The 19,709-nt window shown below is 64.9% G+C and carries 15 protein-coding genes; all 15 read left to right on the top strand.

What is annotated here, in order from left to right; genetic code table 11:
• Positions 1-152 precede the first annotated feature (152 nt).
• Positions 153-1,913: a type VII secretion AAA-ATPase EccA gene (gene eccA / locus ACFQZZ_RS24335; RefSeq protein WP_378685003.1), complete on the top strand. Its 1,761-nt coding sequence runs from the start codon at positions 153-155 to the stop codon at positions 1,911-1,913.
• A 331-nt stretch (positions 1,914-2,244) separates the two neighbouring features.
• Positions 2,245-3,798 (top strand): type VII secretion protein EccB, encoded by a 1,554-nt coding sequence (gene eccB, locus ACFQZZ_RS24330; RefSeq protein WP_378685001.1) that lies wholly within the window; start codon positions 2,245-2,247, stop codon positions 3,796-3,798.
• Entirely contained in the window at positions 3,795-7,811 is a 4,017-nt protein-coding gene (eccCa, locus tag ACFQZZ_RS24325; RefSeq protein WP_378684998.1) for a type VII secretion protein EccCa, read from the top strand. Before eccB ends, eccCa begins: the two co-directional genes overlap by 4 nt.
• Before the next feature lie 107 nt (positions 7,812-7,918).
• Entirely contained in the window at positions 7,919-8,251 is a 333-nt protein-coding gene (locus ACFQZZ_RS24320; protein ID WP_378684995.1) for a hypothetical protein, read from the top strand.
• A gap of 20 nt (positions 8,252-8,271) precedes the next feature.
• Positions 8,272-9,702: a PPE domain-containing protein gene (locus tag ACFQZZ_RS24315; protein ID WP_378684993.1), complete on the top strand. Its 1,431-nt coding sequence runs from the start codon at positions 8,272-8,274 to the stop codon at positions 9,700-9,702.
• Between the two features lie 41 nt (positions 9,703-9,743).
• Entirely contained in the window at positions 9,744-10,157 is a 414-nt protein-coding gene (locus ACFQZZ_RS24310) for a WXG100 family type VII secretion target (protein ID WP_378684990.1), read from the top strand.
• Positions 10,158-10,207: 50 nt separating this feature from the next.
• On the top strand, positions 10,208-10,507 hold the full coding sequence (locus ACFQZZ_RS24305) for a hypothetical protein (RefSeq protein ID WP_378684987.1): 300 nt from the start codon (positions 10,208-10,210) through the stop codon (positions 10,505-10,507).
• 20 nt (positions 10,508-10,527) lie between these two features.
• Positions 10,528-11,361 (top strand): ESX secretion-associated protein EspG, encoded by an 834-nt coding sequence (locus ACFQZZ_RS24300; protein ID WP_378684984.1) that lies wholly within the window; start codon positions 10,528-10,530, stop codon positions 11,359-11,361.
• A 34-nt stretch (positions 11,362-11,395) separates the two neighbouring features.
• A complete protein-coding gene (locus tag ACFQZZ_RS24295) occupies positions 11,396-12,895 on the top strand; it encodes an AAA family ATPase (protein WP_378684981.1) in 1,500 nt (499 codons plus the stop codon).
• On the top strand, positions 12,892-14,415 hold the full coding sequence (eccD, locus tag ACFQZZ_RS24290) for a type VII secretion integral membrane protein EccD (protein WP_378684978.1): 1,524 nt from the start codon (positions 12,892-12,894) through the stop codon (positions 14,413-14,415). Before ACFQZZ_RS24295 ends, eccD begins: the two co-directional genes overlap by 4 nt.
• Positions 14,415-15,773 (top strand): type VII secretion-associated serine protease mycosin, encoded by a 1,359-nt coding sequence (gene mycP / locus ACFQZZ_RS24285; RefSeq protein ID WP_378684975.1) that lies wholly within the window; start codon positions 14,415-14,417, stop codon positions 15,771-15,773. The genes eccD and mycP overlap by 1 nt, the downstream gene beginning before the upstream one ends.
• Positions 15,770-17,491 carry a type VII secretion protein EccE gene (gene eccE / locus ACFQZZ_RS24280; protein ID WP_378684972.1) on the top strand — a complete coding sequence of 574 codons (1,722 nt, stop codon included), beginning with the start codon at positions 15,770-15,772 and terminating at the stop codon, positions 17,489-17,491. The genes mycP and eccE overlap by 4 nt, the downstream gene beginning before the upstream one ends.
• 183 nt (positions 17,492-17,674) lie before the next feature.
• Entirely contained in the window at positions 17,675-17,857 is a 183-nt protein-coding gene (locus tag ACFQZZ_RS24275) for a helix-turn-helix domain-containing protein (RefSeq protein WP_378684970.1), read from the top strand.
• Positions 17,858-17,934: 77 nt separating this feature from the next.
• Positions 17,935-18,966 carry a discoidin domain-containing protein gene (locus tag ACFQZZ_RS24270; RefSeq protein WP_378684968.1) on the top strand — a complete coding sequence of 344 codons (1,032 nt, stop codon included), beginning with the start codon at positions 17,935-17,937 and terminating at the stop codon, positions 18,964-18,966.
• 5 nt (positions 18,967-18,971) lie between these two features.
• Positions 18,972-19,652, top strand: coding sequence for a hypothetical protein (locus ACFQZZ_RS24265; protein WP_378684966.1), 681 nt, complete (start codon positions 18,972-18,974; stop codon positions 19,650-19,652).
• Positions 19,653-19,709 lie beyond the last annotated feature (57 nt).

Here is a 19,709-nt window from a genome sequence, read left to right as displayed (position 1 = left end):
GACGGCACGTTCAAAACTGTTCTATAGGTGGATGCGCCGCCACCCGGAGCGCTCCGACCCGAGCTTCCCTGCAATGGGAATAGTGGGAACCTGATCATGGCCGACAGTAACTATCGTTCGGTCAGGCGAGATCGGCGGAAGGGAAGCCCGAATTGTCAGCGGCCGAGGACGCGTTCTACACAGGGGTTCAAAGTTTGGCGCTGGTCGCCGGGGGTGTGCGCAATGACCAGCATGCGTCCGCGGCGTTCCGGGCGGCCACCGACCTCGATCCGGATATGTGCGATGCCTGGCTCGGGCGCGCGATGGCAGGTGAGGTCACCTCGGAGGTGATCTACGGCGCCTACCGCTCGGTGCACAATCTCTACCGCGACCAGCAGCGCGCCGGCCTTGTCGACCGTGCGCTGTGGTGTCAGGTCGAGATCGGCATGTATGGGCTGCGGGTCGCCATGGCGGACCGTGATCAGATCGCGATAGCGCAGGCGTGTTCGTATGCCCAGGGCGGCGAATGGCAGGAAGCCGTCGCGATTCTCGACGAGGTGCCCAGCGACGACGTCTCCCACTTCGTACGGATGTCGCTGTTCTTCCGAACGAAGCGGTGGTCGGACGTGCTCTCGGCCAGAAGTGCGCGCCCCTCGCTGGAAGACGGGTTGCTCGATATCGCGGCCGAACTCATGGCGGCTCAGTCGCTGGCGCATCTCGGGCGATTCGGTGAGGCCATGCCGCGTGCCCAGCGCATCGTCGAGGACAGTTCCTCGGGAAACCTTTCCTACCTGTGGGCGGATGCGCACTTCCTGCTCGGGATGTTGCTGCGGCAAAACAGTGATCATGAGGCCGCGGACAAGATCCTCAAGGGTCTGCAAGGGTCCGGCCTGTGGCAGGAGCGCGAGGAATGGCAGCGCGCGGTTCGGGACAAGACCTACAAGCTCGAGGTCGCCACGCCGGATGTCATCGCGTCCCGCACCAACGAATGGGATCCGACCTCCGGCGACGATCCTGCCGAAGCCGCGGCGTCCGTCGCGCGAGCGGCACGAGACGCGCAACTGGCCGAGGCCTCCGAGTTGCTGCAGGCGCAGATCGGTATGGACTCGGTCAAGGAGCAGGTCGACCGGCTCAAGTCCGGTGTGTTGATGGACCAAGTCCGCGCCAAGCGGGGACTCGCAGTGGATTCGCGGTCGCAGCACCTGATCTTCTCCGGTCCGCCCGGTACGGGTAAGACCACGATCGCCCGAGTCATCGCCAAGATCTTCGCCGGACTCGGTGTCGTCGAAAATGCCGATGTGATCGAGGTTTCCCGCAACGACATGGTCGGTACGCACCTCGGCCACACCGCACCGAAGACCAACGCGCTGATAGATTCCGCGCTCGGCGGGGTGTTGTTCATCGACGAGGCGTACACGCTGATTCAGGAAGGCCTTTCCGGCGGTGACGCATTCGGCAAGGAAGCGGTCGACACGCTGCTGGCCCGAATGGAGAACGACCGGGACAAGCTGGTCGTGATCATCGCCGGATACGAGGATCAGATCGACCGATTCCTCGCGTCCAACGACGGTCTCGCCTCCCGGTTCACCAAGCGCATCCGATTCGCCAGTTATGGCGCGGACGAGCTGGTGCAGATCGCCGATCATATTGCGGGCAAAAAGGATTCGATCCTCTCCGAGGACGCGCGCGAGGTGCTGCGCGCACGTTGTGAGCAACTGGCCGCGCAAACCAAGAACGGCAGGCGACTGATCGACCTGGCAGGCAACGGCCGCTTCGTGCGCAACGTGGTCGAATCCGCCGAGGCCGAACGCGACTACCGCTTCACAAGGGACAACGCGGATATCCTTTCGATGACCGACGAAGAGTTGATGACGATCGACGCCTTCGACATTACGGCCGCTTTGGATGGTTTGGCACCGTCCGCGCGGGTATGACGCCGCAGCCGGTCCGGCGGAGTACGAGCTCGATCATGAGCTCGGAAACGCCGGTACGGTGGCACTCCGTCCGCAGGCGCCAGGCATCGAAGCCTGCGCCGTCGGCTGTGCCCGCCCGGTGGACGGAGCCCGCGACGTCGCCCGCCGCGGTTCGCGTGACAGAGATCGGCTCGCCGTCGGACGTCTGATGTCGCCATAAGGCGGATCCGTGCTCTGGCGAGGCGTCGCTGTGGAGACGTCGGTACTTCCCAATTATGGGAAGCCACTTGACGTTTGCGCGGAAACCCGCGACTAACGTTTGTTCGCAGGTCGGCGGAAGGAACAAATACCGGTGGCACGCTTCCGGGTGGTAACCAAACACCAGATATCCGGTTGGCGGTTTCTCCTCCGCCGGATCGAACATGCGCTGGTCCGCCGGGACGCGTCGATGGTCGACGACCCGCAGCGGGGTCGGTCGACCGCGTTGGCGATCGGTATCGCCATCGTCTGTGTTGCCATCGCGGGGTCGGCGGTGATGGCGTTCTTCAAGCCCGCCAAGAAGATCGGCAACTCGAAGATTCTGTCCGAGAAGGACAGCGGCGCGTTGTTCGTGAACGTCAACAATCGGTTGTATCCGGCGCTCAATCTGACCTCGGCACGGCTTATCATCGGCTCTCCCGACAAGCCGGTGCCTGTCACGCGCGACGAACTGTCGAAGTATCCGCGTGGCCCATGGGTCGGCATCCCCGGTGCGCCGGGCAGCATCGTCGACGCCGACGAACGGGATTCCTCCTGGACCGTGTGCGATACCGCGAAGACAGGTGCCGCGGCGCCGCTGAACCCGCAGACCGGTCTGCCGACACTGCGGTGGTCCGCGATACGGACCACCGTGATCGGCGGTCCGCTCTCGATCGACGGTGACGCCAACCGGCCGCTGATGGACGGCGAGGCCAGGTTGCTGCGCGATGACACCACCACCTGGTTGGTGTACACCGATAGCGAGAAGGGTGTCGTGCGCGCGGCGATCGACCTGTCGAATTCCCCGGTCTCGCTGGCGTTGGGTATCGATGCGACCAGCTCGGTGATGGCGGTGTCCAAGGGACTGATCAACGCGATCCCCGAGGTGCCGCCGCTCCGGGTGCCTGACGTGCCCGGCGCGGGCCAGTCGGTGACGTTGAGCACGGGGCTCACCGTCCTCGTCGGTTCGGTGCTGACGATGTCGACTCCCGATCAGGGCGCGTCCTACTATGTCGTCTCGCAGTCCGGGGTGGTCCGGGTGACGGCCGTGTTGGCCTCGATGATCCGCAACGCCGATGTCTCGGGCGCGCCGTCCACCCGAACCGTCGGGCCCGCTGTCATCGCGGCCAACCTGCGCTCCGGCACCTGGCCGGGCACGGCGACCTATCCCGCACGTCCGATCCGGATTGTCGACCCGGCGCGGTCGGAAGTGACCTGCTATCACTGGTCGCGCACCGGCGCCGACCCCAATGCCGCCACCGAACTGTTGGTCGGCAGGCAACTTCCGCTGAAAAAGGATGAGCAGAGTCGAGCCGTCGATCTGGTGAACTCGGACGCTTCCCGTGGCAGTACGGCCGATTCGGCGTACATGCCACGTGACACCGGCCGTTTCGTACAGGTGACCGGCGCGGAGCCGGGTTCGGCACTGCGTGAATCGCTGTTCTGGATCTCCGACAGCGGCGTTCGCTACGGCATCGTCGCAAAGCAGAGCGAGGCCGGAGATGATCCGACCATGCGAGCGCTCGGCCTACGGGCGCCTGTGCTCGCGCCGTGGAGCGTGGTCTCGCTGTTCGCGGTCGGGCCCGCGTTGTCGCCGGGCGATGCCCGGATTCAGCATGACGGCCTCCCGCCGAACCAGACAGTCGCCGGGCTAGGTGGTGGATCATGACCAGTACTCGTCGATTCGTTCGGCCGGCCCGGATGGTGCGCGGTCCCAAAGCGCCCGCCGTGACCGAGCTGCGACTGCAGCCGCCGACCGAGCTGCCCAAGCCGGTCCCGCCCTCCAGACTCAAGATGATCATGCCGGTCGTCATGGTCGCGGCCATGGGCGGAATGATGGTCATGATGTTCCGCGGCGGCGGCGCTGCCATGTCGCCGATGATGATGATGTTCCCGGCCATGATGCTGGTGTCGATGTTCGGCATGATGGGCGGCGGGATGGGGGGCAACGGGGGCGGTGGGGCCGCGGGACTCAATGAGGAGCGCAAGGACTATCTGCGCAGCATCACCGATAACCGCAAGACCGTGCACGGGGCCGAAGCGGAACTATATGCCTTCTTGCGCTACACCCACCCCGGTCCCGAGGAGGTCTCCCGCCTGATCGGCACTCAGCGGATGTGGGAGGTGCAGGTCGCCAGTCCACAGTTCCTGCGGGTGCGGGTCGGTCGTGGCCGAATCGCCAACCAGGTTCGCGTGATCGTGCCGGAGGCGGCTCCCACCACCGACCTCGATCCGGTCGGTGTGGTCGAGCTGACCCGATTCGCGAAAGCATATTCCACCGTCGGTGGCATGCCCGTCGCGATCAACCTGCTCTCGGCGCCGCAGGTCGGCATCGACGGCGACGTGCAGACCACTGTCGACCTGGTGCGCGCGATGATCGCCGAGGTAGTGGTCCTACACGGAGCGGACCAGGTTGCGATCGCCGCGGTGCTGTCGGACCCGGACGGTCCGGAATGGTCCTGGCTGAAGTGGTTGCCGCACACCCAGCACCCCACCGAGACCGACGCGATCGGGTCGAGCCGGATGGTTTATCGCACCGTCGCCGAACTGCGAACGAAGGTGTTGGCCGGTCTCAATCGCGGACCGTTCTCCGCGAATTCGCAACCCACACTGGACCGAACGCATTTCCTGTTGATCGTCGACGTGGGTGGGCCTGCCACCGAACGCGATATCTCGGGCATCGACGGCTGCACCTGGTTGCGGCTCGGCCCGGCAGAGCAGAGCTTGCCGAGGGCGCTGAAGTTCGTGGTGTCCGACGATCGAACACTGAGCGAAGTAGGTGCGCGCGGGTTGCGGCGGGTCGGGATAGCCGATGCGATGTCGGCGTCCGCGATGACAGCACTGGCGCGCAACATTTCGCCGTACCGATTGTCCACTGTGGTGGAGGCGGTGGCTGCCGAGCAGGCGAGCGGCGGTACTTCCTGGGAGGAACTGATCGGAGTCACCGATCCCGGCGATATTCGGCCCGAACGGACCTGGCCGCGTCGCCGCGACAGCGATCGGGCGAGATTGAACATCCCGTTCGGGTACGACCCGGCCGGCGGCGTTGCCTATATCGACATCAAGGAATCCGCCGAGGAGGGCATGGGCCCGCACGGTATGTGCATCGGCGCCACCGGGTCCGGTAAGTCGGAATTCCTTCGTACCCTTGTGCTTTCGGCGGTTGCGACGCACTCGCCCGACACCCTGAACCTGCTGCTCGTCGACTTCAAGGGCGGCGCGACCTTCCTCGGATTCGATCGGCTGTCCCATGTGACGGCCGTCGTGACCAACATGGAGGAAGAGTCCGATCTCGTCACTCGTATGGAGGACGTGATCAATGGCGAAATGGGCAGGCGCCAAAGGATTCTGCGTGACGCGGGCAACTTCGCCAACGTCGCGGACTACGAACGAGCTCGCGAACAAGGCGCCGACCTCGCGCCGCTGCCCACTCTGTTGATCATTCTCGACGAGTTCGCCGAATTGCTCGAGCAGCATCCCGGCTTCTCGAAACTGTTCGTCGCCATCGGCAGGCTCGGTCGATCATTGCGTATCCACCTGCTGCTCGCCTCTCAGAAGGTGCCGACCAACCGGATGGGTGAGCTGGAGGCGCATCTGTCCTATCGAATTGCGTTGCGCACCAACCAGACTAGTGATTCACGTGACGCCATCGGTACCGCGGATGCCTATCACTTGCCGAAGAAGCCAGGCTCCGGTTACCTCCGGGTCGGTTCGGGCGATCTGCAGCGGTTCCAGGCGGCCTACGTCGGCTCGCCGTACACGGCGCCTACCCAGGCCGCGACGGCCACCGCGCAGCGGGTGCGCCGGCCGGGCGGTGGGTACCGGCCGCCGCAGCGGTTCACCGCCGCCCACATCGTCGAAGTGCGGCCTGTTCCGGCCCTCGAACCACAGCCGATCGCTCCCGAGACGGACGCTGCTGACGGTGAGCCGGTGACCGTGATGGAGACGGTGCTGCAGCAGCTCGCCGGTCATGGCAGACAGGCACATGCCATGTGGCTGCCGCCGCTCACCGTGCCGTCAACTCTCGACCAACTCGTGCGCATCGCGGAGCCTGGAGCGTTGCAGGTGCCGATTGCGCTGGTGGACAGGCCACGTTTGCAGCGGCAGGACGTCTGGTCGGTGGATCTGTCCGGTGCGGGCGGGCATATGGCAGTGGTCGGTGGCCCGCAGACGGGCAAGTCGACTGTGCTGCAGACATTGATCATGTCGGCGGCGCTGACCCACACCCCGGAGCAAGTGCAGTTCTACTGCCTCGACTTCTCCGGCGGTCTATCCGGGCTGCGCACGCTGCCCCATGTGGGGTCGGTCGCGACGCCGCGCGATGGCGATCGCATTCGGCGTACCTTCGCGTTGCTCAGCAATATCATCGCGATCAGGCAGTCGTTGTTCAGCGATCTCGGCATCGACACGATGCGTGAGTTCCGGCGGCGCCGGAACTCACCGCGAGAGTCGGCCGAACTCACCGCGCGCGGGGATGAGCACGGTGACGTCTTCGTGGTCGTCGACGGCTGGGACATCGGATTCGCCGTCACCGGGCCCTACTACGACGACTACATGCCGGTGATGGAATCCATTGCGCTGCAAGGCCTGAACTATGGCATCCACCTGGTTCTCAGTAGCTCCAGGTGGGCCGCTGTCCGCCCCAACATCAAGGACATGGTCCAGACGCGGTTGGAGATGCGACTCGGCGACCTCACCGACACCGTGTTCGGCATGCACAGGAACGTGATCTCGATGATCCCGCCGGATCGTCCTGGTCGCTGCATCTCGGCCGACGGGCTGCACATGCTGACCGCGCTGCCACGGGTCGACGGCGTTGGCGAGGCCGAGTCGGCCGGCGTCGGCCTCGCGGCCGCGGTCGAGCAGTTGAGCCGGTCGCTCGTCGGACGCAGAGCGCCGGAAGTGCGACTGTTGCCGAGTCAGATCACCATGGACGAGGTGTATGCGGGCCTGCCGCAGCCGACCACGCTGGCCCAGCGCCTTCGAGTGCCGTTCGGTGTGCGCGAGTCCAACCTCACTGCCGCCGCGATCGATTTCGGCGTCTCCACCCACATGATCGTGGTCGGCTCCTCAGGGTCGGGGAAGTCGACAGTGCTCGCCTCGCTGCTCGACTCGATCAGTCGGCAGTTCACCAAGGATCAGGCTCGGGTGCTGCTGGTCGACTACCGCCGCCAGCACATGGAGGCGATTCCGGACGAGCAGCTGATCGGTTATCTGACCAGCGAGCGTGACGTCTTGGAGGGCCTGCCGGCATTCGTCGAGAAGATGCGCAGTCGCCGCGCCCCGGACGATGTGACCCCCCAGCAACTCAAAGAACGCTCATGGTGGAGCGGGCCGGAAATCTTCGTCGTCGTCGACGACTACCACATGATCGCCCCGCGCGGCGGGCGCAATCCGCTGGAACTGCTGAAGGACATCATCATCGACGGCAGGGACACGGGCCTGCACCTCATCGTCGCGCGCAATATCGCGCAAGCCGACACGGCGCTGTACGACAGCGTGCTCGGCCAGATCAAGAACTTGAACTCGTCCGGTTTGATCATGGACGGTTCCAGATTGGATGGCATCCTCATCGGCGATGTGAAGGCGTCGAAGCAGCCGGTCGGCCGCGGGATCTTCGTCGAACCACTGCATTCCCGTAAGGATCTCGTCCAGTCCGCGTGGACGCCGCCGACGGACTGAAGGCGTGGTCGGGCTGTGGATCCAGTCACGTTCCCAAGGTTGGGAATGGCTTAGCGTTCTTTCTGTACCGCTCGATAAGAGTCGGCACCACTCGTAAGGAGATTTCGATGGCTGATCTCAAAGCTACTTCGGAGCATTTCATGGCTACCAGCGGAGCACTCGTCGAGACGGGTGTCGCCGCAACCGGCGTGGTCGGCACGTGTGCGCCGGCGATGGCCCCCGTACCTTGTGCGATAGACCCGGTCAGCCTCGCGGTCGCCGATGTCTTCCGAAGCCTCGCGCCTAGGTTCTGCGGCAAGACGATCGAGGGCTTCGCCGGCTCGGGGAAGCATTTCGACGCTGCCAAGCATCTGCCCGTCGTGATGGCCAGGTACATGGGTGTCGACGTCTTCGGCGGCGCCATGGTCAACAGTCACGACGCGAACTTCCGTACCAAGTAAGACGCATCGGGGAGCGGATCATGGACTCACTGATCCAGGGAATTATGCATGACCTTGCCATGCTCGGCGAGCTGGTTGACGTCGTCGATAAGGTCCAAACGTTAGCCAAGCTTCCACAAACCTTCGACTTCCTGGCACTGCCTCCGGAAGTCAATTCGGCGCGTTTGATTCCCATCTCGCCCATTCCGCCCGTTTTCGGTACCGCCGCCGCTTATGCGACCACGGCCCAGGCTTTGAAGGGTTCTGCGGGCGCATCGGACGGCGCTGTCAAGTTCATGGGCGGAGGGTGGAACGGCGATTCGTCGGACAAAGCCCAGGCGGCGTTCGACAGGCACGCGGATTGGCAGCGGCGACAGTCCGTTGTCGCCGACAAGACCGCGGCTATCGCGATGAGTGCGGGGGAGGCGTATCTACAGGCGTTTGCCAGCATGCCGAAGCTATGGGACGTCCTAGCGGTGCGCGTCGCGAAGGAAGCGGCGAAGGCTGACACCTCGATGACGACCCTCCCTGCGGTTGCCATCTTGGAGGGCATCTACGCCATTATGTGGTTAGAAGCCACGACCGCGATGGTGGTCTATCAGGCCAAAGCGTTCACGGCATTGGCGGCGCTGCCGGCGCCGATCGATGCCCCGCCTATCCTCAGCGGCGGCCTGGGCGACGACATGGTATCGAAGAGATCTCCGGTCGCGGTCAAAGAGACTGGTCCCACCCCTCCGTCCTCGGACGATAAGGCGCCCGATACTACAAAACCCAATGGCAATGGGGACGGCAACGGAAATGGGAACGGGAACAATGACCCGACGAGGCCGGACCCCGGCGACACCACACCCAACCCGGGCGACACCAATCCCGGCCCGGATCCGTCGCAGCCGGTGGGGGAGGGCCCGCAGGCCGCACAAGATGTCAACAACGCACTGTCCTCCATGACCGACTCGCTCGGCGATTCGTCGGTCGACGGAGGTTCTCCCGACCAGCACGGCTTCTACGGGACTTCGCCGTACTCGCCCACTTTGATGGGATTGAACGGTGGTGTCGGAAGCGCCGTCACCTTGGGAATGCTGCGCGGCGGACTCGGTTCCATGCCGGGCGCCTCGACAGGGTTCCGTATGCCGGCCAATTGGGCGCCGGGGCGTGGCACGCCTTTCGGCGCCGCCCAGAACAACATGTCCTCCGGTCCGGCGTCGCGGAATACACCGCCGCGTGGTGCGACGGCGCCGAAGGCGAATATGCGCCGCCGACGCCGCGACGAGGAACGTGGCAAGTCGAAGGTGTTCGTACCCGGTGAACCAGAAGAAGTGCCAGTGCTCGAACAGCCACCCGTGATCGGTGTCATCGAGTACGCCGACAGTGAACGCCCGGATGAGTCCGCGGACGAACAGTCCGTGTTGGTCGGTGTCATCGAGCGCGAAGACGACGAACTCGCATTGGCCATCTCAGAACGTCCCCGGTAAGTCACACCGAGGCCGAGTGCAAATCCACGAGAGGAACAAAAATGGCTATAGAAGACCCGACCGTTGCCGGACTCACAATCGTCGACGGCAGTGCGATGAACACTGCCGGCGGTAAGACAAGCCTGGCGCTCGGTACGCTCGAGAGCCACCTGAAGGGTTTGGCTTCTTGCCAGGATGAACTGCATGCCGCGATCAAGGGTGAAACCGGAACGGCGATCTACATTACGCTCGGTAATGCCCACGAAAAAGGTACCGAACTGGCCCGTTTCCTCGACGACATTCGTGAAAAGCTGGCAAATGCCAAAGTGAAGATGGAAAGTGCGGATTTCGATGCCAAGCAGCGAGTCCTCGCATCCATGGGTAACGACGGGAATGTCGACACCGGTGGCGCAGGCGGGTCCTGGGCGAATGGCGCTCAGGAAGTTGCCACGGGCAAGGTCAGCACCGCGTTCTAGGTCAGGAAATATATCTCACCGACTAACTCATTCGAGAAAGCTGAAATAAAATGAGCAGCCCCATTCAGTTCAATTTCACCCAGGCAAGGGGAACCACCGACCGCGTCTCGGTGATCGTCGACGGCATGCGGACGAACATCGAGGAAATCAAGCAACTGAAGGAAACCCTTCTGACCGAATTCAAGGGTGCGGCCGCAGGCGGGTACACGGAGGTCACGAACATACTCCAGGCCAAGCTGGACGCCTACGAGCGGAGCCTTGGAAAACTGAACGGAGAAGTCATCAGGACCTCCGTCGACGGCGGTGACATGGACGTCACGGACAAGTCCGTGGGCGCTTCCTTCCACTGACCGCGTCTATTTGATGAAGGGTGTTTGAAACGGATCCGGTAGCGATCGATCTCAATGTCGATGCGGCACTGCTCTTGAAGGATATGGTTGGTATCGAATCCTATCCACTTGTGCTCGCATTGATGCCGAATATCTACCATATCGCGGATCGGGATCGGGTGCGCGCGGTGGTCGCGAAGGAGCTCGCCGAGGTGGGCATCATCGAGGGCGATCGCGTGGACCCGACGGTCGAACACTGGTTGCACTGTCTGTACCGGCCCGATGTGGAACTGGTGGTACGGATCATGGATACCGGTCTGGATGGCGAGCCGGAGGGCATGCTCCGGATGTCATTGGTGCGCCGCGGCGACAGCCACGTACTAGCGGTGCGCTGCGACGACAACGTCGTCATCCAGCCGGTGTTCCAGGATGGCCGGGATATCGAGAGTGTCTCGGCGGCCTTGATCGCGGCGTTGGGCCCCGCCCAAGCGCTGAACTTCACGCCTCTGACGGCGTCTTCCGAGGACTTCGGGGAGGTGCCGTCCGATCCCGTCGAGCGAAAGCAGGCGTTGCTGGAGCTCGGTGCCGACCCGCACGCCGCGAGTCTGCTGAGCCGGGTGCTGACCGAGGTTGTCCGGCGCGCCGAGGTCGTCATGATCGAGCATCAGGACGGAGTCTCGGTGCAACCGGAACTGTGCTTGAGTGTCCTCGACACCGTGTCGGGGCGAATCGCTGTCACACCGAGCAAAGCAATGGACGGTGCCATCTGGTCGACGTACTCGCCAGGCGACGATTCGACCTTGCATGCGGGTATCCGGGCCCTCGTCGACCTGCTTCCCGGCCGAAGTTGGTTCGATACCAGCCGAATCGGCTGAACGTCGCACTGTGTTTGTCGAGAGGACGACGGAAATGAACCGAGCACCGAGCACCAATGGGCATTCGACCGAATCCGTCCGGGGGCGCGGCGGGTACGACGCCTACTTCTCGCAAACCGGCGAGCTCACGGCGCCGCCTCCCACGCCGGGGCCGACGGTCGACGGCTCGGCGAGCCAGGAAGCGTTCAAGTACGGCAACTTCGCTGATCCCGTAGTCGGAGCGCCGCAACAACCGCAGGAGTCGACTTCGGCTGCCGCGGATGACCGTGCGCATGGCGCGGTCACGCCGCCCTCCGCGACGAGTGCGCAACCGCGCCAAGCAGTTCCGTCGACACCACCGACACCGGCGCGGGAGGCTGCGCCCGCTCAGTCGGCTCCTACCACGTCGACCTCGACCGAATCGACGAACACCGAGTCGTACTCGCAGGCTGTTACCCGTTCGGAAGCGGTACCCGACACCTCGGGCGCCGGCCAGGTATGGCAGCCCGCCGCGCAGACGGCGCAATGGGTTCCCGATCGCATCGACCGCACCTCCTACGAGGCCACGCCGCGGGTCGAGGTCTTGCCCGCCACCCTCACCTCGATCGACTTGCTCGCCGACATCTCGGCGGCCAGGCGAGCGCAACTGCGTTCCCAAGCCGGTATGCGCGGCGCGTTGAACAAGGTGGGATTCAAGCTCGGGCTCTCGCCCGCCGAGCAGCGCGCCGAGGATCGCCGTACGCGAATCCGCCGCCAGCTCACCACCACCTATCAGATAGCGGTTGTCAGCGTGAAAGGCGGCGTCGGCAGGACGACTGCCGCCGCGACTCTCGGCTCGACCTTCGCGAGCCTGCGTCCCGACCGGGTGGTCGCCATCGATGCGAACCCGGACTTCGGCGACCTCGCCACCCGCACCAGCCGCCATCCCTTCGGACTTACCCTGCGTGACCTCGCGCAGTCAACGAACCTCGAGGCATTCTCCGCGGTCCAGTCGTTCACTTCGATCAACGACGCCGACCTCGCTGTCATCGCGTCACCATGGACGACAGAGGCCAACGAGGCGCTGTCGGGTCGTGAATACGCCACCGCCGTCGAGGTATTGCGCAAGCATTACAACTTGCTCCTTGTCGACTGTGGGACAGGGGTTCTCGATTCCGCGACTGCCGCGGTGTTGCAGACCAGCGATGCCGTCGTCGTGGTCACCCCGGCCACGGTCGGTGGGGTGACCGGTGCGGTCGCCACACTCAACTGGTTGAGCTCGCATGGTCTGCAACACCTGATCGCCAAGTCGATCGTCGCGATCACCCACCACCAGCCTGCCAAGCCGACCGTCGACGTCGAGGCGATCGAGAAGCTGTTCGCCACCGCGCAGCGGCCGACGTGTGTCGTACCCTACGACGAGCATCTGGCCGAGGGCGGCGAGATTGATCTGCGCTTGTTGGACAAGGACACACTCTTGGCATTCGAAGAACTCGCGGCCTGGCTTTCCGACAGTTTCCCGGGATATCTGAGCGGCGCAGGCGCTGACTCCGGTGACCGAGGAGGGTGGCTGTGAGCACTGCCGTCGCACCCGCGCCCGCAGGGACACAGCCATCGGCAGAGGTCGCACGGGCCAGGATCGCTGTGATGGTGTCGACCTATCAGGTCGATGTCGTAGTGCCGACCAAGTTCACCATCGAGACCTTCATCGATGATCTGGTCGGCGTGCTCGCCTCGGCCATCGACGACGCGGAAATCGACTTCGCGCCGCCGCAGGGGCAGTGGAGCCTGGCCCGTCCCGGGCAACTGCCGATCCCGCGGTGGCGCAGTCTCGCCGACCACGAGATCGCCGACGGCGCCGTGCTGATGTTGTCGGTCGTCGAATCAGTGGAGATCTTCACACCGGTCGTCGAGGACATCACCGATGCGCTCGCACTGATCAATCAGCGCGAGTTCGCCGAATTCGACAAGGACACAGCGGTTGTCGTCGGCTTGGCCACGCTCGGTGTCGGGGCGACCGCGATCGCCGCGATGCTGGCGTGGGCGTGGACCGAAACCGGTTCGCTGGGTTGGTGTGGCTTGCCCGCCCTCTTCCTCGGCGTGTTGGGTTTGGGCGCGGCCATGTCGGCGCGCCGACGCAACGCCTCGGCCGTTATCTGTCTCGGCCTCGCGTTGGCGGCGACTCCGCTGCTGTTCGCCGGTGGCGCGATGCTGGTGCCACCGGCCTATGGACAGCCGGGCGCGTTCGCCGCGGCCAACTGGGCCGCTGGCGCGGTCGTTGCCGCGGTCGCGGCCGCCACCATGATGCGGTTGACCGGACTGGGCATCGCGACGCTGATGGCAGTGACGGTGCTCGGTATTTGTGTGACTGTCGCGGCATTGCCCTTGGCGTACCTGGATTTATCACTCGGCCAGGTCGCTGGTGGCACGGTATTCGTCGCCTTGGTGCTGCTCAACATCGCGCCGCGACTTGCCGTGGTTATCGCGCGGATTCGGCCACCGGACCTCCCGGACCCCGGTAACGAGGTCGCACCGGCCACGCTGACCGATATCTTCGATGCGGAAACTGCCCGCGAGGGGCACGAGCAGACCGAGGACAACGAACGACAGCTCAGGCGAGCCGAAGTCGGCATCGAAGGCCGGGCCAGGCTGGCGGTGACCAGCCTGCGCGGCCTGATTGCCGCGATCTCGGTCCTGCTCTCGGTCGCGACGGTGACGACGGCTGCGGTCAGTCCGGGCGGCATCCGGGAGATCGTCATGGCGGCGGCGGTCGCGGGTGTCCTCGCTATGCGGGCGCGCTGGTACCCGGACCGGGTTCAGGCAATCGCGCTGATCTCCGCTGCCGCGGTCACCGTGTCCGGTGTCTGTTTCGTCTTGGTGACCGCTTACGAAACTCCGATCCCGCGACTGGTTGTCGTGCTGTTTGTCGCCCTCGCAGCCGGGGCGGGATGTCTTGCGGCGGTACGGCTGCCGGGAAAGAGACTGTCGCCGGTGACCCGCAGGTCCATCGACCTGGTCGAGTACGCGCTCGTTCTCGTCATCCCGGTCATCGCCTTCTGGATCATGGGCGTGTACACCGCGATGCGAGCGATCTGATGGGGTTCGGCAGGGCCACTGTCATGATGCTGGCCGGTGTGGTGCTGGCCGTAACCGCCGCGCCGGTGAGTGCACTCGAACCGCCCCAAGTGGTGATCGGATCACCACCAGCGGACGATCCACCGGGGCCGGAACAGCCGACGAAGCAGGACAAGGGTTGCTTGTCCGCCGGTGTGCTGCGCGACAGCGACCTGACGCGCACGCCCCCGCCGGAGCTGGCACTCGAACTGCGTCGGGTCCGACCGCTGAGCACGGGAGCGGGGGTCACCGTCGCGGTCATCGACACCGGTGTACAACCCAATCCGCGCCTGCCCAATCTTGTCGGCGGCGGTGACTATGTCATGGCCGGGGGAGACGGCCTGTCCGATTGCGATGCGCACGGCACCTTGATCGCCGGAATCATCGGGGCCACATCCGATCCCACGGATGGATTCACCGGTGTCGCTCCCGACGCTCGGATCATCTCTATCCGCACCCGGTCCGAGGCGTTCCGCGAAGAGCGGCCGAGTTCCACCGAACCGGCGCAGCGACGTGCCGTCGAGATCCGCACGCTCGCGCGCGCGATCACGCACGCGGCGAACCAAGGGGCCGGCGTGATCACTGTGCCGCTGCCGATCTGTGTGCCCGTGGAGATGCGGTTGGATCAATCGATACTTTCGGCGGCCATCGGATACGCCGTGCGCATCCGTGGCGCGCTCGTCGTCGCCGGCGCGGGTAGCAGTGGCGCTTCGGGCTGCACGACCAATCCACCACCCGACCCGACCAGACCCGCCGATCCGCGGAACTGGCGCGACGTACAGACGATCTCCACGCCGGGATGGTTCGCGCCCGACGTGCTTGCCGTCGGGTTCACCACCGCGACCGGCGCGACGCTGCCGGATTCGTTGACAGGACCGTGGATTTCGGTAGCAGCGCCCGGCACGGGCATCGAGTCGCTCGGTCCCGGTGGCGGCGGTCTGATCAACGGTGTCGGCGCGCCGGACAAGCTGGTTCCGGTTGGCGGGGCGTCGTTCGCGGCTGCCTACGTCAGTGGTGTGGCCGCGCTGCTCCGCTCGCGATACCCCAACGAGACCCCGGGTGACATCGCCGCTCGCTTGCAGGTCAGCGCGCACGCTCCGGCGCGTGGTATCGACAACACGGTCGGTGCGGGCATGATCGACCCGTTGGCCGCCTTGAGTTTCCGCACGGCGCCCAAGCGCCCCGCCGAGCTATTCGGAACCTCGGTATTGACCATGCCTGCCCCGCCTCGGGCCAAGGACGCGCGCCCCAGCATCATCGCGACGATCGTCATTCTCGCCGCGGTCCTGCTCGGAGCCGGTGCGAGCTACACGAATTCGGTGCTGCGGAGGCGTCGGTGAGCTTTCCGAGTATTCGGGCCGCCGGCGTAGAACGTGGTCCTTTCGCCGCGATCGTGGTCGTCGGCAGCCCGTTGCTTGTCGGCCTTTCCGCGAAGACTCCGTGGTGGGTCGGCGCGACGGTGGTCACCGTGCTAATGGTGACGGTGACCGTGCGGGTCAATGGGCGCACCACTGTGCGTTGGCTGATGGACTGGGCCGGGTATCGATACGGCCGCACCGCAAGGGCACGGGTACGCGCGCGGTCCGCCGACATCCGAGATGTCGAGGTCGCCGCCGGCATATGCGGTATCCACACGGCGGGTACCACGCTGGTCGCCATGATCCAGCTCGCCCCCGACCTGGACCTGCCGACGGTCATCGCCGAACGAACCCTGTACACCGAGGACACGATCCCGGTCGACGTGCTGCTTCCGATGCTCGACCATTTCGGCATCGCTGTCGACATCGACATCGTGACGACCGGCCAGCGGGTCCGCTCGACCGGCAGCTACAGCATGCTGTACGACCAACTGATCGGCTCCCATCCTGTCGTCGGCGATCGGCTGACCTGGCTGGTGGTGCGGCTGGATCAGGAACGCAACCTCGCCGCGCTGGCTCGGCGCGGTCCATGTGAGGTGGCGGCGCCCAAAGCGCTCGCCAGTGCGGCGCACCGCATTGCGGGGCGGCTACGAGAACGCGGCTTCGCTGCCCACGCACTACCTTCCGATGCGCTCCGTGACGCGACTCGACTCCTGCATGCGGGGGTCGAGCTTTCCGATCTGCGCGAGACCTGGACCCGTTTGGAATCGTCCGCGCCCGGTCGCTGTGTGACGAGCTTCGTGATCGACTGGTCCAAACTCGACGGCGTCGGGTTGGACGATTGCTGGTCATGGAACCGCGGCCGCACGACGTTGGTGGTCAACCTGAGCGATGGTGAATCGGGTCCGCGCGCGCTCGTCAGGTTCATCGGCCCTGCCGTGACGACCGAGCCGCCGGACTACCTGCGGCTGCTCAAGGGCTCCCAATCGACGGCGCTGATGGCCTCGTTGCCCACGGGGATCTCGGTCCGCGCCCTGCCCGCCGACGAGACCGGTGCCGATGTCGCACCCGAGGAACTCCTCGCCGATCTCGCGATTGCGATCGGCCCCAATGGGCAGATCCTCGGTTCCATCAGCGGACAACCGCGACATACGCTCGCACTTCCGCTGTTCGACCCGGCACGCTACAACCCGCGGCGGCGCACGATCGATGTGCATGCGATGCTGCCTGTCGCTCAGCAGATCGTGCTGCGCGCCATGGTCGTCGGTGCCGACGTGGAGATTCATTCGTCGCGCCCGAACAGTTGGCGTCAACTCGTCGCCGCGGTCGGCGATACCAGCTCGTTGCGCCTGGTCGCGGATAACCTCGTGGCAGGATCGAACTCGGAGTCGGATGCGGATTCGCACGCGACTATCGCCGTCTTCGATCACCTCCCGCCGCAGGCGTCCAGCGCGCACACGACAGTCACCATCAGTGAGCCCGGCGGTCCGCGTCGGCGCTCTGTCGATCTCACGATCAATCAGGTCGGTGCTGCCACCGTGGATGTGAGTATCCCGATGCGCACGGTCCGGGTAGATCTGATCGAGCCGAGAGGAGAGACTCGCTATTTCGATTCTGCCGACGGCCCGCCTGCTATTGGTGCGGCCAATGGATCCGCGGTTCCGGTATCGGGGCCACCCGGTGGCCGTCGGGTGAGCTGACAGGGGCCGGTAATGTCTATTAGCGTGGCAGTGGATTCCCAACCCGATGGCGGTGATCTTCCTCAGCTGGACGGTGGGGACGCACTCACTCCCCGACAAGCCGCGGCGGCGATTTTTTCGAGCCGATTGTCGGGTCTGATCGCAGAATCGGTCGTGTCGACCGAAGATGGTTCTACGCGATCATTGACTTTGTATTCGTTGGCGCAGCACCTGGAATTGGCCTACCCGGACGTACCGGTTTCGCAGTCCGGTCTGTACCGGCTGATTCACGGTGACGCGATACCGAGACTGGATCTGGTTATCGCATTGGCTCGGGTGTTCGACGTGCCGCCAGAATATTTCGTGACCGAGGAAAAGAGGCGCTGATTGCGCTCGCCAGCTGTTCTCGCCAGCGGGAATAGCCTCGGTCTCGAGTGGTGGCTGACCCGGATACGATCCGGATCATGCCCGACGAGGACTCCGGTGACGTCTTTCTTCGCCATCGAGGTGCCCTTCTCGAGGCGGTGTTGTCGGATCCGTCATTCGCCGACGTCGGCCCCGATGTAGGCGGACAATCCGGCCCTGTCGAGTTCGCGACCGCTCTACCCGAGTTCGAATCGGAGCCGTCTGCTCCGGTCGAACGGCGTCGGCCTTCCGAAGGGCCGAAGGCGAGCGAGCGAATCCTCGCGCTGTTGAACGGCGAGTCGCAGGGATCCACGTCGTCGGCGGATTACGCGTCGGACTATGCGGCGATGCCCGCGCCGCTCCACACTCCTGACGAGGATGTGGACCCGCCGCAATCACCACCCGACAACCGGTCGAATTCGGCTGCGTCGAGCCGGCTTGCACCCGCTCGGACCGTCGGAAATGACGTCCTGCAACAGCTGCGAAAGCCCAAGGTGGCGTTGGCGGTCGGTGCCGTCGTCGCAGTGTTGCTCGTCCTGTTGCTCGTCACCACAAGCGGTGGTGGGGACAATCCACAGGAGCGGGTGCTCGTCGTCACTCCGTCGCAGACCGCGGTCGCGCCGACGACGACCGGCATACCTGTCGTCGCGAGCAGTGTCATCCAGGTGAAGTCGGCGCAGTCGAAATGCCCGCCCGGAAGCACCTCGGCGATGGACGCCTTCGGCGGGCAGCCCGGCAAGGCGTGGTCATGTGTCCGCGCCTACAAAGTCGATGGCCAGATCCTGACCATCGATCTCGGCAAGACCTATCAGATCGACTCGATCGGCATCGTCCCCGGCTGGGACAACATCGGTGCTGATGGCACCGATCAGTGGGCCAAGTACCGTACGGTCAGCCGAGTTTCGTATCAGTTCAACGACGGCAACACGACTGTGTACACGCAGCCGACCCTGGATCAGCGCACCATGGTGGTCACCAAGATCGAGCCACCGGTGAGCGCGTCCAAGATCGTGCTGACGGTCTTGGAATCGAAAGGCGATCCCACGATCAACGTCACCGCCATCTCCTCGGTTGTGATCACCGGACGTTGAGCGCGATGTCCGAGTTGATCTGCCAGTACTGTTCGCACCGCAATATCGGCGGCGCGATCTCGCGCTGTACCCACTGCGGAGCGCCGTTGCGTGCTGCTGTGCACAAGGCGTCGGCGGCCGTCGAATCCACCGCGCACGTGGTGGAGAAGACAGCAGGGGCGGCGGAGACCGCGGTCAAAGTTGTTGCGGGGTTTCCGCGCTGGCAATGGCGAGCCCTCGGCGTGCTCATCGCGGTTGTGGTCGGACTCGGAGTCGTGGTGGCCCGCTCGTGTTCGGTGTCGTCGTTGCCGTCGTTCTCCGTGGTGCCGGAGCAGACCGCCGTCAGCGCGCTGCCCGAGGCACTGCGCTCCGGCGCATCCTGTGCACAACTCAGCGCCACGGAGATGGGCCAGAAGTGTGTCATCGGGGCCAGTCATCCACTGCTGGCCGGCGGAATCGCCGGCGGCAAGGAGTTGACGTTCTCCACGCAAGTGTCCTTGCCTGCGAGCTTGAGCGACACCATAAGACGATGGCGGGCCGCGGGCGGAACCACTGTCCTGGCGGACGGCCCCGTTTTCACCGCGATCGGCCCTTCGGCAACCGTCTGGTACGCCGACACTCGGTCGGGCCTACGCCTGGAAACCGGAACTTTCACCGGCAAGGCGGCCGCCCAGACCTTCTTGACGCGAGCCGGTCTGGTCCGTTGACGGTTCAGCTATCCGAGTCGGCAAGGTTCTGATCCGGATCAAATCTGCAGTACACGC

The organism is Nocardia sp. GCM10030253 (assembly GCF_042675075.1).
In the GTDB taxonomy this organism is placed as follows: domain Bacteria; phylum Actinomycetota; class Actinomycetes; order Mycobacteriales; family Mycobacteriaceae; genus Nocardia.
Note: the sequence above shows the minus strand (reverse complement) of the source record. Positions and strands in the feature narration are given on the sequence as shown.

Bases quoted from the DNA above. Each gene is read 5' to 3' on its own strand.
- ACFQZZ_RS24270 (WP_378684968.1), top strand. From the start codon at position 17,935: ATGCCCGACGAGGACTCCGGTGACGTCTTTCTTCGCCATCGAGGTGCC.
- ACFQZZ_RS24310 (WP_378684990.1), top strand. From the start codon at position 9,744: ATGGCTATAGAAGACCCGACCGTTGCCGGACTCACAATCGTCGACGGC.
- ACFQZZ_RS24320 (WP_378684995.1), top strand. From the start codon at position 7,919: ATGGCTGATCTCAAAGCTACTTCGGAGCATTTCATGGCTACCAGCGGA.
- mycP (WP_378684975.1), top strand. From the start codon at position 14,415: ATGGGGTTCGGCAGGGCCACTGTCATGATGCTGGCCGGTGTGGTGCTG.
- eccCa (WP_378684998.1), top strand. From the start codon at position 3,795: ATGACCAGTACTCGTCGATTCGTTCGGCCGGCCCGGATGGTGCGCGGT.
- ACFQZZ_RS24295 (WP_378684981.1), top strand. From the start codon at position 11,396: ATGAACCGAGCACCGAGCACCAATGGGCATTCGACCGAATCCGTCCGG.
- ACFQZZ_RS24265 (WP_378684966.1), top strand. From the start codon at position 18,972: ATGTCCGAGTTGATCTGCCAGTACTGTTCGCACCGCAATATCGGCGGC.
- ACFQZZ_RS24305 (WP_378684987.1), top strand. From the start codon at position 10,208: ATGAGCAGCCCCATTCAGTTCAATTTCACCCAGGCAAGGGGAACCACC.
- ACFQZZ_RS24315 (WP_378684993.1), top strand. From the start codon at position 8,272: ATGGACTCACTGATCCAGGGAATTATGCATGACCTTGCCATGCTCGGC.